The organism is Mucilaginibacter sp. PAMC 26640 (assembly GCA_001596135.1).
Lineage (GTDB): Bacteria > Bacteroidota > Bacteroidia > Sphingobacteriales > Sphingobacteriaceae > Mucilaginibacter.
The window spans coordinates 3,330,816-3,347,440 of the sequence record CP014773.1 but is presented as its reverse complement, the minus strand read 5'-3'; the positions used below and the strand labels follow the sequence as shown (position 1 = coordinate 3,347,440).

Sequence of the window (16,625 nt, the reverse complement as noted above, 5' to 3'; positions counted from 1 at the left end):
TTTCGCCTTTTTTTTACGATTGTTACGACACTAAATTCAGGCATACCAATGTTTCATTTTTTGCGCTATTTGCTCGGGGGCAGACGCATTGACTAAATTTTCGTATAAAGGCCTAAATTCTTTCGCTTGCTGCACAACTTGTTGCCACTGCTCAGCGCTAAAATTTTCATGCGCCAGCAAGGCCACATTTCGTTCAGCCAGCACATTTGCATGTACAACCTGCTCGTCATACGGCCTATCTTCCGGGAGCATGATAATACTTTTTCCGAGAGACAAAAGTTCTGCGATCGTGTTTTGACCAGCTGCAGAGATCACTACCTTTCCAGTGATCACTTCCCGAATGTCTTTGATCCGGCCAAGCATCTTACAGTTTTTATTTAAATCATATTCCCTTTTATTACCGATGATCGTAAACTCCGTGTCCTGGTCTTTTGTAATCCGTTGCAGTACCGATTCCTCATAATTATCGTAACCCAAAACAATGGTTACATGCCGATCGGGTGTACAGCGGGTTTGGCCCCAACCTTTTTCAGCATACTGTGACATATAACCGCTGTAGTAGGTTTTGGAAGTATATTTATAGCTTCCCTGTTCCAAAAATGAAGGAAAATGAGCTACGATATGATCCGCCAGTTCATGAGCAAAGACCTGGGTGGGATCGGTCATGATATTTCCGGGCAGGTGCACTAGTACTACCGGGACACCCATGCCCCGCACCATGATCGCCAACTCCGGAACACCGTCGCAGTAGAAAGCTTTTGGCTTGTAGCGCGCTATCGCCTGAGCAACCGTTAAACCCCGCGCTGCGGGTTCAATCGCATACGGCGTAACTTCAAAAGCTTTGGAGAACGTATGCTCTGGTATTTTGTAGCCCTCCGGATACTTCGGGGGAAGTTCCAGCACACGAACATCATACCTTTCATGCAGGTAACTGGTTATTTCATTATTAGTTGTGATCACGATCACCTCAAAAAAGGCTGACAACACCGGATACAACATATGGAATGTTGCCTTATGGCCATTACCGTGTGCATGTACGAAATAAAATATACTGGATTTCATCATTTCCCGATGTTTTTTGCGACGCGTTGATAGACGCTTACATAAGCAGCGGAAGTTTTCGCCATATCGAAACGCGCTGCAAAGGCACGGCACGCTTCAGGTGTTGCTTGTTTTGCAATAGCTAAGGGCTTTATCAAATCACGCCAGTTATCTGAATCGACGGCTATAGCCACATTACCGTCCCTCAGCTCCGGCGGTATAGCAGAAGTAAAACCTACTACAGGTAAACCACTTGCAAGCATCTCTACTGTGCTCAACCCGAAAGGCTCTTCCCAGGTAGCGGTTGCCAGATATGATGAAGCACCAGCAATTACATGCGTTAATTGCAGCTGAGTGATGTGGGAGATGTATTCAATACGTTCGTTTAGCTGTGGCTGAATATGAGCATCAAAATATTTCTGGTCGAAAATGGCACCAACTATTTTAAGTGGCTGCTTTAAATGATTAGCCAAATGGATAGCCGCTTCAACATTCTTTTCTTTTGCAATACGCCCGCTCCAAAGCAGATATCCGTCAGTGTTACGGGGATTGAGCTTCCACTTTTCTATAGCTATTCCATTTAATATTACTTCCACATCCTGACCAAGAAATGCCTTCCATTGTTCACTCATTCGGCCTGAAATACCGATCGGCATAACGGGCGCATGCTGAATAAAAAACTTATACATCAGTATAAACCGCTCTGTCGGCGGCAAATGTAATGTGAGTACGCCAGGCGTTTTAAAAAGCGCACCGATAGCGTAAATCTCCGGTATGTATGAATTATAATGAATAACGTCGTAAACACTAACGTCAAACATGCCAAACTGTAGGGTTTGATAGTGTTGCTGCCCAAGCGCTTCTGTACACGGCCGATACGAACTATCTTTCATACTGAGCGGACTTTCAGGAAACGTAATTACTTGAAAAAGATTTTTTTCATCGGCATCCTTTGCTATTACATCGACGATATGACCGAGCCGTACTAACTCGTTCGCGTGCTCAACTATAAAGGCTTCCGTACCTCCATTGTAGGGTTCGCGCAGGGAAACGGATGGCCCGGCAACTAAAAGTATTTTCATAGTAATCTCTCAAAATGATTTAGGTAGTGCTCAGTCATCGATCGTAAAGAAAATGTATCTGCGCGGCGCCTCACTTTGGCACTATCAAGTAGCATTGCAGCTTCAATCGCTTTTGCAAGGGCCGGTACGTTTTTTTGCACGGCAACAACTCCGCTCTCAACATCTGCCAATTCAACAAAGGCGCCGCGGTTGAAACCGGCGACGGGCACTCCAGAGGACATGGCTTCTATGTTAGTAAGACCAAATGGCTCTTCCCAACGAACGGCATTGACCATTGCCGCTGCACCTTGCATATATGACTGAATCTCAGCTTGCTTTAAGTGACCAAGATAGGTGTCATTATCCCTCATACGGGGCTTAATCTGCTCATCGAAGTAGCTTTTATCATCGATTGATCCGGCGAATTTTAGGGGTAAATTTAATTCATGTGCTGCATCGAGCACGATATCCAGCCCTTTCGCATGTACAATCCTGCCAAACCATAACAGGTAGTCTTTACCAGTGCGTACGAGCGGCCACTTAAGCAGGTCAACACCATTATAAATAACAGTCGATCCATTAGCCATATAGGGATGCCATGTACCTTGAAACGACTTCGACGGCATAACAAAATGGAGATTTTCAGAACTTGAGCAAATCTTGATCGCGGCCTTCAATTTGCTGGTTGGTGGCGTATGGATAGTCGTAACCACCGGAATTGGAGCCTTTACACCCCATATTATGGGTAGCTCATGCGTAGCATTGTTGTGAACGATATCAAAATCGTTCCGTTCAATATCTTTGAGTATCGAGAGGTATTCGTTGTTCTCGTATAGCTCAAATTGTTTGTCTTCCCTATGCTCATCGCCATAAAAACCTTTAAGATTCAATTTAGGGTCGCTATCCACGTGGGCGTATAAAGTGATCTTATGGCCAAGAGATAGGTATTCTTCACACAAAGCGTGGGTGAATGCTTCCAGGCCGCCGCGAAATGGCTCAGCTATCGGCAATCTGGTTTTAGCTATAACAGCGATCTTCATAAGCCAGTTTTATTTAATGTATTTTGTTGCTGAGCGGCAACTTTTAATATGCCCTTGTCTGCTATCTTCGTTTCTTCCAAATCAGCTTCCGGCAATAAAATATCTTCATATAACTTCACGTACTTCGTGGTCATATTTTGAATACTCATGTTCGATGCAAAATCTTTACACGCTTCCGAACTGATCGCAGTACTCTTTTTAACCAGCTCTACTAAGTCTTGCCAATGCACAGATGCGGTTGTTAAAACGCTTTCATGATCCCACTCAGGCGGAACGGCGGTTTTGAAGCCAACAACTGGTACGCCACTTGCAAGCATTTCCAGGGCTGATAAGCCAAAAGGCTCTTGCCATGTTGCTGTTGCGAGATAAGCAGACGCCCCTTTCGCTAACATGCCCAGTTCCCTCTGAGTAACGTGACCAACATACTGGATTTGCTCGTTTAGGTGAGGTTTTACCATCTCATCAAAATACTGCTGGTCAGTAATTCTGCCGGCAATCTTCAGCGGCAGCTGCATATTTTTTGCTAAGCAAATGGCAGCTGCTAAATTTTTTTGTTCATTGATTCGTGCCGACCACAACAGATAATCGCGATTTTCTGAGCCAATTGTGGACCAAAGGTCCAAATTAATCCCATTCGGAATAAGCGCGGTATCTATTCCTAATGCCTGGTCCCATTGCTTCTTAATCCGTTCTGAAATCGATACAAATACCAAATTGCTTCGCCCAGATACTTTTTTGTAAGCCGCTATTCGTTTTTGGTCGGCCGGTGAATGTAATGTCAGAAAGGAAATTTTATTAAGTTCTAATCCTACGCTCAACAGGTGAGGATAAAACATGTTATAATGAATAACATCATATAACTTAAAATTTAAATTTTCAAACTCACGCTTTTCGTTGATAAGGTCAACAACTTCAGAACCTCCCGGAGTCTTTTTATTGAAAGGGTTGATAAGCGTAAATTTAGAGCTGGCTTCCGCCTCATTGGCAACCACATCTACTTTATGCCCTTCATCAATAAGCTGGTTCGCAAATGAAACGATAAACGCTTCTATTCCGCTTTCATAAGGCTCCTTAAGTGATATGCCAGGACCTGCTACAAGTAAAATATTCATATAATAACTAGTACATGCACATAAAACCGAAATAAGAAAAGTTTTAGTAATCACCCAAAAATCGATTCCTTGGTATTAATTCTTTCATTACAGCAGAAAGAATTAATATCATAAAACGAAAATGCTTATCTTCTTTCGAATAGTTTTGACTTACAAAAACCGCTTCGGTGCTGTAATGTTTCGACGGTATCGGAAGAAATTTTGCTCGGCAAATCAGTACTAGACAAAGAAATCATTAAATCGATCAGTTAAATGTGAGTCTTGATCATTGCACAATCGCTCTGGCGTTTAGGTTTTTAGTGTCCGCACCAAAAATTTCAGGAGATAAACTTTTTATTAACTTTATGATCCTTAGAATCCTGAGCAGTTTTAATCCTTGAAAATTTGTTCCATTTTTACAAATTCCCGAGTGATTATACGCTTTATTAGATTATTGAAGTCGGAGAAATTAATCAGCTTGTCTGACACATTTTTTATAATAACCGCTTAATGAAAAACTCTTGGCCGAAATATAAGTTAAGTAGCTAATAAATTAATTTCCATAACAGGTCTACATGTTTTGAAATAAGTGTACAAAATCTAATCCGGATGATAATGAAAATGAAACCACTTATAGCGATTTTGGTAGCTTTACCTTTGCTAGGAATGTTAACAATGCAACCTACTTTAAAAAAAGCAACAGAAAGCAGCTATTTACACAGGCCAATCCAAATCCATCAGCTAAAATTAGCGGGCGTAAACCATCATTTTGGCCAGGGGATGAATGGACATCCTGATTACACTGTTGATCAGATAGGTAGCGTAATCCGGATGGCTAAAGAAATAGGGCTAAACTCATTTCGTGGCGACTTTAATATCGACAACAACGGAAAACCATCTGTAAACGGCGATATGTTTCTAAAGGCTGCAAAAGCTAGCGGTATGAAAAATTATGTAGTTTTATATATTAAAGGAAGAGGACGCATGCCTGACAACGGAGTAGGCTATTCCAAAGATGAACTTAATGCTGCTGCAAAGATTAGCTACACTTCAGCCAAAGGCTTCGCATCTACCTATCCCGACGTAAAGTATTACCAGATTGACAATGAGCTTGACGTTAAAGCGGTAGGTAATACTCATAAGAGCCTTGTTAATTATACACTAAACCGTTACGGATTATCACAACATGATTTTGGTTATAATTTGATAACCTACCCTTTGCTTATCGTTCAGATAATGGCGATGATAAAGGGGATAAAAGATGCTACCCCGCAAGCAAAATGCGGAATGAATTACGCATGGCGGCATGCTGGATTACTTCAGCGGATCAATAATGACGTACCACTAGATTTTGTTGGGATAGATGCTTATAATAATGAAGAATTTTCTAACGATGAGCATGGTCGCCCGGCTCATGGCAGGTTTGTTCAATTAATGAAAGGGGATTTCCCCAGGGTACCGGAGTATTTTGTTTCTGAAATGGGATTTAAACCAAGCCGCTCCAAAGGTTTATCTGCAAGCGAACATCTTCCGTCGTTATTTAAAAAATATCTCTCCGAAAGTAATGGTGTTTTTTTATATGAAGCCATTAACGAACCCAAAGCACGTGCCAGCTCAAAAGATAGAGACGAAGCTGTATTAGGACTGGATACCAAGACCATCCGGCTGTTAAAAAATGAGCTGAAGGGCAAATAAGCGAGCCGAGAATGTAAAATTCAGGACAAGATACAGAGACTTAAAATAATGGCGAAGCAATTATGCAAGCAACGTTACTAATGAGACTTGCGTTGGAATCTTTTAAACATTGATAATCAATTACCTAATATCTGACAAGCCTATTCCCGGTAACCCTACAAGTCACGCACACAGCCTTTCATTGTTACCGGTGGTGCAATCAACAGCGCGTAGCCGGTAAAACGTCAAGGACGGGCGGGGTCGCTAAAAGCGGATAAATCCTGCTCGTTTGTATGACCCTGACGTTTTATTCCGGCGGACGCTATCTTTTTGGACTGGCGAATGAAATGCTTTTAAAAACATGATTTATTATTGGGTTATCTACTTGAATATCAACCTTGAAAAGCATTGCAATGAACCCTATTATAAAATCATCTCAGTATTGAGCTCTTCGTTTCTCATCAAACGATATGTTCTTGTTATTACCAGAAACCTTTGATCTTCCGAACAAGTAGGTAAGAGCAAGGCTAAAGGTTCTATAATGATAATTCGTTCGCTCTGTCTGCACAAACTCGCTAAATCGTGATTCATATCTGCTTTCAGTACCTAAAAAGTAAGCCGGGTTGATGGTAAAATTATTGTTAAATAATTTTAACCTGGCCCCTATTCTAAAATCACGTTGACTATATGTGTAAGTATTTCCACTGGTTGAGGGAAGACTTTGGCTGTAGTTCAAATAGAAATTTAAAAGTTTAGTTGCCTTGAAACTATTATTGAAACTAAAAGATGCAGATGTTCCGTTTTGAATGGGAATAGCTTCTATTTTGGACTCGGAGGATGAATAAAAAAATGAGGCAGAGCTGCTATTTTCCCACCAATTGAAATAGGCACGGTTAAAGGAAACATAGGCCCCCACGTTATCCCGTGTTAAAAAATTCCCTCTGCTTGAAACCAGCAGAGGCCCTTCGATCGTCGTAAGTAACGAATTTAGATCACTCGCGTGTTGGGTAAATACAGTAAAAGACAACATGCTCTTGTAAAGGTAATTAAGTTCGAAATTATTGCTATATGAAGGTAGAAGCAGTGGATTTCCGGTAGAATAGGTATAAATGTTTGTATAATAGTCAAAAGGATTTAGGGAAGCGAGGCCCGGGCGGTTGATCCGCCTCGAATAATTTATCGAAAAAACATTGCTTCCGTCGGCTTTGTAAACAATATAGGCCGTGGGGAATAATGCTCCGTAATTACGCTTATTACGCTGGTTTAAAGTAGGTGAATAACCGTCCGTCATCGTGTACTCATAACGCAACCCTGCCTTGGCTCTCCATTTTTTCGACAGGTCAGTTTCCATACTATAATATGCAGCCAGGTTTTTTTCAATATAATCAAAATCATTACTGCGTGTTTGGTCCAACACAAGATGATCAAGGCTATCGTTATAGTACGCTACGCTTGCAGTGTTATTATAATTGGCAAACTTAGCACCGGTTTCTAATTTAGCCCATTTATAAGGCAATGTTAAATCTGATTGGACAGACCAGATATTGTATTTTGATAAGTTATTGTTTTGAACTGAGGAGTAGTTATTTGCAGATTCAGAAACAAATATATTTTTTACTTCAGGCCTGTTTGTGAAATAATTAACAGCGCTACTTAATTTCTTTCCGGCCGAATCGATCTTTAAGTCGTGGTATATATTTAAAGTATTTGCTAATAACGGCCTTAACATTTCGCCTTTGGTGTTTAAAACCGAATCGATAGAATTGCCCGTAACATAGCTATAACTATTAACATAGGTATCCTTCTCCTTACTATGCGAAAGGTTATAAATAAACCCGATGTTATTGTGCTTGTTTAACTCGTAATCTATACTTAAACCGGCCTGCAAACCCGGTGGAATTGAAATGCGCTGTTCGTTACTCAAAATTTGGTAGGGGTTCCCAATTATATTAAGCCAATCGTCCAGCATATTGTGGTAACGCGATTGATTAAATGTAAAAGTGCTGTTAATTTTTTTTGATCGAAAAAAAAGAGCGGCATTATAGCTGTAGGAGGCGTAAACGTCTTTCCGATATGACGAACCTACTGATCCGCGCCAACCCAATGATTCGTTTTTCTTCAACACAATATTTATCAATCCCGCATTGCCTTGCGCCTCATATTTTGCGGGCGGATTGGTAATGATCTCTATTTTTTCCACACCTTCAGATCTGAGGGTTTTGAGATAATTAGTCAGGTCGGTTCCGCTCAAATAAATTATTTTATCATTTACCATAACACCCATCCCCCCTTTACCTACCATTGAAACACCATTGTCGGACACCTTTAAAAAAGGCGCCACCTGCAGTGCCTCAAAAAGGGAAGAACCATTTGCCATTATCGTGTTGTTCAGGTTAAATATCCATCGATCGACCTTTCGTTCAAGAACAGGGGTTTTGCTGGTTACAGTGACTTGTTTAAGTTGTTTAATTGACGCCTTCAGTATGAAATCCGGTAATTGAACTATCTTCATGTCTTCTAAAGTTAGAGCAAGGGACAAACTATCCTTACTTACCTCCGAAATCCCGATCAAATAGTCCCCTTTGTCTGTTGCTGTGAGCCTGAAACGTCCTCCGGTATCTGTTTTTGCCGTTTGGACAATTTTATCGGTAGCCACCTGCTTTATAACCACGTTAGCAAAAGCTATTGATTGATGATTTACATCTACTACACGGCCTTTGATCTCATAGTTGGCTTGTACATCATTCCGTTCGATCAATATGTTACCTTCTATCTGTCGGAAAGTTAGAAAGGTATTTTGTAATAGCTCATGCAAGGTTTGCTCTATTGTTCTGTTCTCTGAAGCGAGGTTAAATCCGATAAGTGCTTTAATTTCCGCCTTGCGGTAATAAAAACGAAGCGAGGTTTGTTGCTCGATCTTTGCGAGACCACTCGTAAGACTCTCATCCTGCAGGCCGATAGTAACCATGTCCGAGTGCATATTTTGGCCCTTGATAGTTGTAGCCAGTAATAACTGAAAAGTGGTTAAAATAATTAGGGTAACTACAACGCCTACACGCATTATTTGAAAAATAAATGGCTTGTTAAATTCTATAGCACCGCTGAGGCGAGTATATAAGCCTCCCGGTTTCCGCACTTTTGCAGAAATATTCATACTTTTAAATGTTTTAAGTGACACAATTATTTAAAACCCCGGTTATCCGGGACGCCTGTAAGCCGATGACCGTCGGTTTACAGGTTATTTTGACTTAATATCCTGCCTGGAGGACTAAAGCATTTGCAAGGCTTAGGTATTACTCATCTTTATCTTCTTTATTTTTAGTTACTACACCCTGGCCCATCTATCATGATGCTTCCGTCCGGCTTGATCTGATAGTTGGCATTGTTGAACGCGCACATTACTTTGAGTATTTTATCTAATTCTTCGCCATTTAAAGAAGTGCCCGTGAAACGGCAGTCTTTCAATTCTGCATTGCTTAGATTAATTTTCACGTTGAAGTGTTTTTGCAATTGTGCAATAGCATCTTCAAAGCTAACATCGTCAAAATGCAGATCACTTTGCTGCCAGGCAACGATCGCATTGGCATTAACGGTTGCCTGTACTGATTCGGCTTTTAATGTATTAAAGCTAATCTGCTGGTTAGGGATAATTACACCTAATAATTTGTTGCCATTGGCAACGCTTACTTTGCCACGGGCAACTGTGACTTGAATGGTATGATTATTTTTGTCCACTTTGATATTAAACGCTGTACCTAGCACGGTGGTCAGCACAGTCCCTGTATGAATGATGAAAGGTTTGCTCGCATCATGGCGTACATCAAAATAAGCCTCACCCAAGAGATAAACTTCCCTTGCATTACCTTTAAATGTTTTAGGATATCTTAATTCCGAGCCGGCGTTTAACCACACCCGGCTGCCATCGGTAAGGGTTACCTCCTTTTTCTGATTAACGGGCGCTTGAAGTGATGTAAGCTCAATAGGATTTAAACGGCTTTGCAAAGACGGCCAATATAGGTACGAAGTGAGAGAGATCAGCAACGCTGCTGCGACAGCCGCAATACTTCGCCAAAACCTACGCTCTCTTTGCTGCAGCGACACTACTTTAGCCTCCTTTTCGTGAATTGTGTTTTTAATTTCGCTAAAAACACTGGAAAGCCATTTATCTTTTTCTAATTGATCTAAATCATGCCATCGAGGGTCAGTATTACTATTTTCTTCCAGCCAGCGTTTCACCAGCTCATTCTCTTCGTTTGTGGTTTCGCCATTGAGATAACGATCCAATAAGGCGGCTATTTTATTACGGCTCATTTGTTATCCATTTCACAGTAGCCGTATGAGATGCCTTTTAGTACTATAGAAAAATGATTTTTTTTAAAAGGGTTCAATTTAGCTCCACCTTTGAGACGAAAGGTTGAGTGGAGGGGCATGTAATGCCTAGGATGCCGGGTTTAGGAAAGCCATAACAACAATGCAGCTGTAGAGACCGTTGCCATTGAAGCTCGTAAGTGTTTTAATGCAGTAGAAAGCTGGTTTTTTACCGTTTGTTCAGAAAGCTGCAATTTTTTAGCAATATCTCTTATACTTAAATTTTCTTCTCGTCTCAATAAATAAATTTCTTTTAGCCGTGGAGATAATTCATCCAGCGAAATCTCAATACTTTGGGCTATTTCTTTTGCAGCTATTTTTTGTTCGATGGTCGCGTCGTAGTGTACAGCCAGCGAGTCTATCATAGCCGCATACTTCCGGTGTGTCATATTCTTTCTAATTTTGTCCACTATCCGGTCGCGAGTTAGTTTAAAGAGGTAAGCTTTTAAATCGCGGTTAACATTCAATTTTGTTCTTTCCTGCCAGAGCTTAACAAAAACATCATGAATAATATCCCTGCCATCCTCCACATCAAAAAACTTGGAACTTGCAAAATCTGCCAGTGAATCTGCATACCGACTGTAAATTTCGGAAAAGGCGGTCTCATCATCTTTTTTTAAAAGATCGATCAGTTGCAGATCTGTTAAGACTAAATATGCTGCCATTGCTTGCTAAACTAACGTACTACTATAAAAGACGTTCGCTAAGCACAACTAGTTGCATTTTATACAAACTAAGATAAAGTTGCAATCCATTTTGCCAAAACTATGTACCCATCTTCGTTATTACTAACATCATGTGTTTTCATTTGAATGCGGGTCTTAATCGGCAAATCGTAAATACATGCTTTTAGTAACTGTCGATCGTTACAGCGTTGAATTGATCCAGATACTAATTCGTTATAGTGATTTTTGCCGGCTTACCTTTACCAATTCTTTGTTGGGGTTCAAGTTATTCCCTTAATCAAGCGTTTAATTCAAATTCCGACACGCTTGTCGTTTAGGGGTAACCGACTAGATTTCCTTTTCTCCGAATTTTCTGGGATAATTTGGGTTAGATAAAAAAAACCCTTAAATCATACAATTTAAGGGGTTTTGATACTACTTGGTATCGCTTGTTGTCGGGATGGCAGGATGATGATCCTACCCCTTAAAGGGTTGATTATAATGTAGTTATCAAGCTTACTTTTGAAAATGGTAACCGAATGGGTCTCATTTTATTAGACTTCATTTGATTTCATTTGCATCATTGGAACGCTCGTAACAAATAGTCAATGAACTTGTTATACAAATATAACGAATTTTTTTGAATAAAAAAGTCGTTTTTTAGGACGCCGGACCCACTTTTATTTGAATGCTTATACATAAATACGTCAAACCTACTCTTTGTCGAAAGTATAAACATCCCCTTTGTCGCCGTTGCACTTACGAAAAAACTCATGGGGTATTCCATTATCAAAGTCAACATAGGTAATTGACCGAAGATTGCCATTGCTGTCATCAGGGTTGTTTTTGAATATCAACTTATTACCTTTTATGAAGCTTGGAAGATCATAGATTATTGTAAGCCGATAGTTGCCAAGATATTTATTATGCTCATTGTAAACTAAAATACGGTTAGTTGCGTGATGTGATTGGCCCCATAACCAAACCGAATTTATAATTTTATAGCGCACACCTTTCTTCGAGCGTAGCCATCCTAAGTATTTAAGATGAGTTGTAGATTGGTCTTTAGCTTTGAAAATATACTCCTGGTTTATGTGGTTATACTGGAGCACCTTCAAACATGTACTACGCTCGTTTTCTTGGCCAAAAGCAAAAAAAGGAATGATAAGCAATATCATGGCAGTAGCTATTTTGATGGTTTGGTAAGACATATAATAAGTTATCAAGGTTTGCCGCTGTGTAATAGTAAGTATTCTTTTCTGAAAAATTAAGCTGAAAAACACACCACCCCTTAACCACCATGTAAGCAACCAAAAGCGCTTAGCCGGATAAAATGTCAAGGCCGGGCAAGCCGCTAAAAAACAAAACTCAATTGCCCGCTTGTATAGCCTTGACGTTTTATTCCGGCGAGGGCTACCTTTGCGGCTATGGTGATTGAGGGGAACCCATTGCTTTTTCTGCAAACGGCAAATGCGGTTTGCTTTTGCAGCGAGGCTGGCGGCGGAAGTATGGAGCCGCTTGCCGCAGTTGCTTCTTTTTTCACAAGGTTAATCGTGTTTTTAAAAGATTGTAATCATAAGCCAACCTGTTCCCCGGCTTATCCGCAAAAAACACTGGATAGCGTTCAGCAAGACCTTTTAAAATATTCTCGTCAAAGTCCACAAAATCGTCCTTTAAAACTGTGATCTTATTTTTGTTATCCAGCATCCAATTCAGTAAACTATCATCCTGAAGACTATTCATCATATAACAATTTCCTGTCTGTTCATCATGAATAAAAAAATGCGGTTTATGTTCTACTATAATCGCTTGGCTACCAATAATCACCTCTACCGAAAGATTAAAGCGGTCTTTGTGAAATGTTAACATTAATGACAGTGAGGGCCGTTCCAAACTGTATCTTGACGCTTGCATAAAAAATTTAGTTGGTCTTTCTCTTAAATATCGAAACCAGTATAAAAGATAGGTGTGGTTGTAAGGGAAATCAATAAGCAACGGCAAAGCTTTTTGCCATAATGTAAATATGGTTTCTTTCGCATCGTCCCAAACCCGCCAATCCCGATATTCATTTTTATAAGTAAGAGGCCGCGTAATCTCATACATGGTTTTACTTATCGCATTTAAGTGTTGTTGGGATGGATGATCTCCACTTGGGTTTGATTCTTTATCGGGAAGACAAAAATTTGAAAACGCAACTAATTTTAAACCGCTCCTGTCGGTCTTACCATGAAATGGAATAAGTAATGGGAAGTGGCGATCACGGTAAATGTCCGGTGCAAAACATAAAGCATAAGCATACACGAAACTCTCTCCGGTTTTTATTGAAAGTTTCTTATCGATTTGCTCTTGTAATTTAGGGAACCTTGATTTGCCGAACCCGATCAGGCTGCGGTAAAAAGTGCCATACGCCGGTTTAGCCTCTACGTTAATATGTTGGCTCGATAGGTTTATGTCAAGGAATTTTCGGCTGGTTTCCTCGTTGTAGAAATTCGGCCAATACAAATTCTGACAATCAAAGGTTTGACTTAGCCAAGTTAGATTAAACAGGCCAATAAAAGCGTGAAAACAAAGTTTTTCTTCCGGCATCCCGCATTTACAGCCAATATGCAATTCCTCTTTTTCCACGTGGAGATACAAGTAGTATATTGAACCATCGTTTAATTTCAGTTTTACCGTAGCTATGCCGCTTTCAAAACTTAGAAACTCATCTTGGTTACCCATATAAACTTTGCGCCCTTTGGGTGGTTCATAATGCCTATACAACTCATCGCGGGTCAAAAGCTGACCGGGCTGTGTTAAAGGTATCGGATAAAAGAACAGGTCGGTCGGAATAATAACGGCCTCCTTTTTTATTTTTTTGGCAGCCATTGTTAATCCTTTTCCTCGTTTACGGTATAAACATTTTCAATTGCATCCTCACCAACTTTTGTGCGTAAAGCATTAATCCAATCCAGACAAATGTTTTCAGCCAAATTCACAAAGGCATCAACCCGTTCCAGTATTTTAATAGCAATATCCTTGTCAACTTTAAAGTCTTCCGCATAACGAGTGTCTCCGTAGCTTTCGCGAAGTATTTTAAACAACCTAACGGATTCTTCATCTTCCGCTAAAAAAAGCTCTGCGGGTTTATCGGAAAAACATTTACAGAGGTTTAAAAGCCGGGTTAGGTTATGCAAATCGATCCGGTAACCCATATGAACTTTAATCAGTGCGATACAGGCTTGTTCAACGGCTTGGTGAAGCATGAAAACACCATTTTCAGGGTATTCCTCAATACGAATACAATTAACTGCGCTATATAAAAAGCCGGTTGACATTTTTATGTGGTCATGAAAACGCTTTTCAGCCTTCTGAAGTATATTTGCTGGGTTTAACGTTGGAAATACTACGTCAAGGTGGTTAAGCTTATCATGGAACATTTCCAAACCGCCTAAACATGCTGCAATAAAAAATCTGCTGCCCTGCGCCACGGCGCTACGAACACTTTCAAGGCCATGCGATATAGCCGTTACCTTAAAGCTTTTATAGTGGGAGTTGATATATTCTTGTATCTCGTGCTCAACTCGTTCGCTGCCTTTAGTAATAAATAGAAAAAAGAAATGCAGGTCAACATAAGAGGGAAATTCTCCGAACTTGCTGAAATTATTAGTCATTTTCCCTTTGTGGGCAAAGCAAAAGATATGCGTTAGATCAAATTTTTGAGTGAGGAACTCAATTAGCGCAGACATCTCTTTTGATTGCTCTTCCGTCATATAGTAGTCGGAGACAATTTCCTCTAATGGGAATTTTTTATCTATGGCTTCTTTAAGCGTTTGTACTTTCTCACGTTCTGCCTGTAGCAGCCGTTTGTATAAAGATTCAGTAAGGTTTTCTGAACCCATGCTAATATTGGAGACGGTTAGGCCGTCAGTATCCATGCCGGAAATATTCAATATCAGTCTTCCACCTGAAAAATTAATAACGTTCATATTTTTTGAATTTTGATTAATGATTTAATCAAAATTCAGTGGTCTAAGCTGCGTACCGAACCCAAACGTTGCGTGTTTTACTCATAACGGTGTTATCTTTACCGTTGTAAAATCTTTGTATATTTGATCATGGAAACATCTGCTAAACCCTCAAACAATCATATAGGTAGGAAAATCGGTCGCATTCGTGAAATGCGAGGTATTAAACAGGAAGCACTTGCTGCTGAATTAGGTGTAAGCCAACAGACCGTTTCACGTATGGAGCAAAGCGAAACTATCGAGGATGAGGTTTTAGAAAAGGTTGCTAAGATTTTAGGTGTTAGTAAAGAAGCTATTGATAACTTTTCCGAGGACGCTGTGGTCAATTATTTTAATAATACTTTTCATGGTAGCAATCATGGCCCTTTTTATCATTGCACTTTCAATCCCTTAGATAAATTATTGGAAATGGTAGAAGAAAATAAAAAGCTTTATGAACGCCTACTTGAAAGTGAGCAAGAAAAAGTAAAGATTTTGGGCGGCAAATAATCCCTCATTAATCTATTTTCGCAACAAAGATAAAATTAACCATTTCTTAATATTATTGTGCTATCACCATTTAAGAAAAATCTAATTTGTGTTTTGCTTTGCATATGGACAACAATAAGCTTTGCACAATCTGACAATTATTATAAAGGCATTGTTAAAGCTGTTCCTATCTTCAAAACAGTAAACAACTCATTTATAGCCGGTGACTATAAAACTGCAAAGGCAAACGGAGAGCACAAAAAGGTGCCTTATAAATATAGCTTTAGTATGCCAGGCATTAAGCTTGAATATTGTTATCCCCAAATAGCGTCTGACGGCTCATGCAGCTATTTTATTATTAACAATCAAAGGGTTGATATAAAAGGGAAGTATGAAAGCGACTTTGCCTGCGATCTTGACATAAGTTCCTTTAAGGTTTATCAGGGAAGCTTTAAGGGACGTAAGTATGTTCTTTTAACCTGTATTAATACAGGTAGTGGCAGTAGTTCAAGTTCAGTTATATGCAATCTATTTGACATAACTAATAAAGGCACAATAAAATACTACCCCTTATGGTCTAAATATGGTAGCCAGTTCAGCTTTGGAGATTTTAATAAGGACGGTAACCTTGACTTTTTACAAAGCCGGATTCAAGGTGAAAATGATATTTTAAAAGTTACATTGTCTACTTTAAAATCTAACAAGTTTGAGCCTATTGGTGATAAATACATCATTCTTAAACAGTCTGAAAATTCTCTTACCGTTTTAAAACGGCAATGGATTGACTAATTGAGGCAACTAAAACATTCTTAAGCTGAAGTAATAATAACCAGTTTTTTACGATTTGGCTATTAACTATAACGAAAGTTTGCAAGAATTTTTAGTTGGTTACAACTACGAATTTTCGGCAGCACGATGGACTTATAGGTAGTAATTACCCTCTGCGATTATGGCGCTTTGCGCCGTAATCGTATTGGCTACCATAAAGTTTTTACGTTTTTGGCTGTTTTCCGTTTTGCACTTTTTCGGTGCCATAAAGAACGTTCGTTAGGGTAAAGATAAGCGTTAGTTTTTCATTTGCAAGGCGGCGTTTGTTGGTAGTTTCATTGCCGGGTGGCCGTGGTTGGTTAATCATCTGTTACAGCAAAGGTAGCCTCCGAAGCCAGGTCAGTAAAGGGACTTTCGCGGCATAAACCCGCAAGCCTTTCAC

The 16,625-nt window shown here is 39.8% G+C and carries 14 protein-coding genes; 3 read left to right on the top strand and 11 right to left on the bottom strand.

The window, feature by feature from the left end:
- Positions 1-36 precede the first annotated feature (36 nt).
- Genes A0256_14575 through A0256_14560 form a run of 4 tightly spaced genes read right to left on the bottom strand, consistent with a single transcriptional unit; the run spans position 37 to position 4,254 of the window.
- A complete protein-coding gene (locus A0256_14575) occupies positions 37-1,062 on the bottom strand; it encodes a hypothetical protein (protein ID AMR32561.1) in 1,026 nt (341 codons plus the stop codon).
- Positions 1,062-2,123, bottom strand: coding sequence for a hypothetical protein (locus A0256_14570; protein ID AMR32560.1), 1,062 nt, complete (start codon positions 2,121-2,123; stop codon positions 1,062-1,064). Before A0256_14570 ends, A0256_14575 begins: the two co-directional genes overlap by 1 nt.
- Positions 2,120-3,142: a hypothetical protein gene (locus tag A0256_14565; protein AMR32559.1), complete on the bottom strand. Its 1,023-nt coding sequence runs from the start codon at positions 3,140-3,142 to the stop codon at positions 2,120-2,122. The genes A0256_14570 and A0256_14565 overlap by 4 nt, the downstream gene beginning before the upstream one ends.
- The gene (locus tag A0256_14560) at positions 3,139-4,254 is read right to left on the bottom strand and encodes a hypothetical protein (GenBank protein AMR32558.1); all 1,116 of its coding nucleotides are present in this window, start codon (positions 4,252-4,254) and stop codon (positions 3,139-3,141) included. Before A0256_14560 ends, A0256_14565 begins: the two co-directional genes overlap by 4 nt.
- 594 nt (positions 4,255-4,848) lie before the next feature.
- Here A0256_14560 and A0256_14555 point away from each other — a divergent pair.
- Complete coding sequence (locus A0256_14555; protein AMR32557.1) at positions 4,849-5,928, top strand: hypothetical protein; 1,080 nt, start codon at positions 4,849-4,851, stop codon at positions 5,926-5,928.
- 415 nt (positions 5,929-6,343) lie between these two features.
- On the opposite strand, the gene A0256_14550 is transcribed toward A0256_14555, so the two are convergent.
- From A0256_14550 to A0256_14520, 7 genes are all read right to left on the bottom strand, one after another.
- Positions 6,344-9,061 (bottom strand): hypothetical protein, encoded by a 2,718-nt coding sequence (locus tag A0256_14550; GenBank protein ID AMR32556.1) that lies wholly within the window; start codon positions 9,059-9,061, stop codon positions 6,344-6,346.
- Between the two features lie 164 nt (positions 9,062-9,225).
- Positions 9,226-10,218 carry a hypothetical protein gene (locus A0256_14545; protein ID AMR32555.1) on the bottom strand — a complete coding sequence of 331 codons (993 nt, stop codon included), beginning with the start codon at positions 10,216-10,218 and terminating at the stop codon, positions 9,226-9,228.
- A gap of 140 nt (positions 10,219-10,358) precedes the next feature.
- Positions 10,359-10,940 (bottom strand): hypothetical protein, encoded by a 582-nt coding sequence (locus A0256_14540; protein ID AMR32554.1) that lies wholly within the window; start codon positions 10,938-10,940, stop codon positions 10,359-10,361.
- A gap of 713 nt (positions 10,941-11,653) precedes the next feature.
- Entirely contained in the window at positions 11,654-12,280 is a 627-nt protein-coding gene (locus tag A0256_14535) for a hypothetical protein (GenBank protein AMR32553.1), read from the bottom strand.
- Positions 12,281-12,294: 14 nt separating this feature from the next.
- The gene (locus A0256_14530) at positions 12,295-12,483 is read right to left on the bottom strand and encodes a hypothetical protein (GenBank protein AMR32552.1); all 189 of its coding nucleotides are present in this window, start codon (positions 12,481-12,483) and stop codon (positions 12,295-12,297) included.
- Positions 12,480-13,808: a hypothetical protein gene (locus A0256_14525; GenBank protein ID AMR32551.1), complete on the bottom strand. Its 1,329-nt coding sequence runs from the start codon at positions 13,806-13,808 to the stop codon at positions 12,480-12,482. The genes A0256_14530 and A0256_14525 overlap by 4 nt, the downstream gene beginning before the upstream one ends.
- 2 nt (positions 13,809-13,810) lie before the next feature.
- Positions 13,811-14,908 (bottom strand): hypothetical protein, encoded by a 1,098-nt coding sequence (locus tag A0256_14520; GenBank protein AMR32550.1) that lies wholly within the window; start codon positions 14,906-14,908, stop codon positions 13,811-13,813.
- Between the two features lie 129 nt (positions 14,909-15,037).
- Between A0256_14520 and A0256_14515 the strand changes: the two genes are divergently transcribed.
- Together A0256_14515 and A0256_14510 are read left to right on the top strand one after the other, a co-directional pair.
- Positions 15,038-15,436, top strand: a complete 399-nt coding sequence (locus tag A0256_14515) for a transcriptional regulator (protein AMR32549.1) — start codon at positions 15,038-15,040, stop codon at positions 15,434-15,436.
- A 93-nt stretch (positions 15,437-15,529) separates the two neighbouring features.
- A complete protein-coding gene (locus tag A0256_14510) occupies positions 15,530-16,204 on the top strand; it encodes a hypothetical protein (GenBank protein AMR32548.1) in 675 nt (224 codons plus the stop codon).
- The last annotated feature ends 421 nt before the right edge of the window (positions 16,205-16,625 follow it).

Bases quoted from the DNA above. Each gene is read 5' to 3' on its own strand.
- A0256_14575 (AMR32561.1), bottom strand. From the start codon at position 1,062: ATGAAATCCAGTATATTTTATTTCGTACATGCACACGGTAATGGCCAT.
- A0256_14570 (AMR32560.1), bottom strand. From the start codon at position 2,123: ATGAAAATACTTTTAGTTGCCGGGCCATCCGTTTCCCTGCGCGAACCC.
- A0256_14565 (AMR32559.1), bottom strand. From the start codon at position 3,142: ATGAAGATCGCTGTTATAGCTAAAACCAGATTGCCGATAGCTGAGCCA.
- A0256_14560 (AMR32558.1), bottom strand. From the start codon at position 4,254: ATGAATATTTTACTTGTAGCAGGTCCTGGCATATCACTTAAGGAGCCT.
- A0256_14555 (AMR32557.1), top strand. From the start codon at position 4,849: ATGAAAATGAAACCACTTATAGCGATTTTGGTAGCTTTACCTTTGCTA.
- A0256_14550 (AMR32556.1), bottom strand. From the start codon at position 9,061: ATGAATATTTCTGCAAAAGTGCGGAAACCGGGAGGCTTATATACTCGC.
- A0256_14545 (AMR32555.1), bottom strand. From the start codon at position 10,218: ATGAGCCGTAATAAAATAGCCGCCTTATTGGATCGTTATCTCAATGGC.
- A0256_14540 (AMR32554.1), bottom strand. From the start codon at position 10,940: ATGGCAGCATATTTAGTCTTAACAGATCTGCAACTGATCGATCTTTTA.
- A0256_14525 (AMR32551.1), bottom strand. From the start codon at position 13,808: ATGGCTGCCAAAAAAATAAAAAAGGAGGCCGTTATTATTCCGACCGAC.
- A0256_14520 (AMR32550.1), bottom strand. From the start codon at position 14,908: ATGAACGTTATTAATTTTTCAGGTGGAAGACTGATATTGAATATTTCC.
- A0256_14515 (AMR32549.1), top strand. From the start codon at position 15,038: ATGGAAACATCTGCTAAACCCTCAAACAATCATATAGGTAGGAAAATC.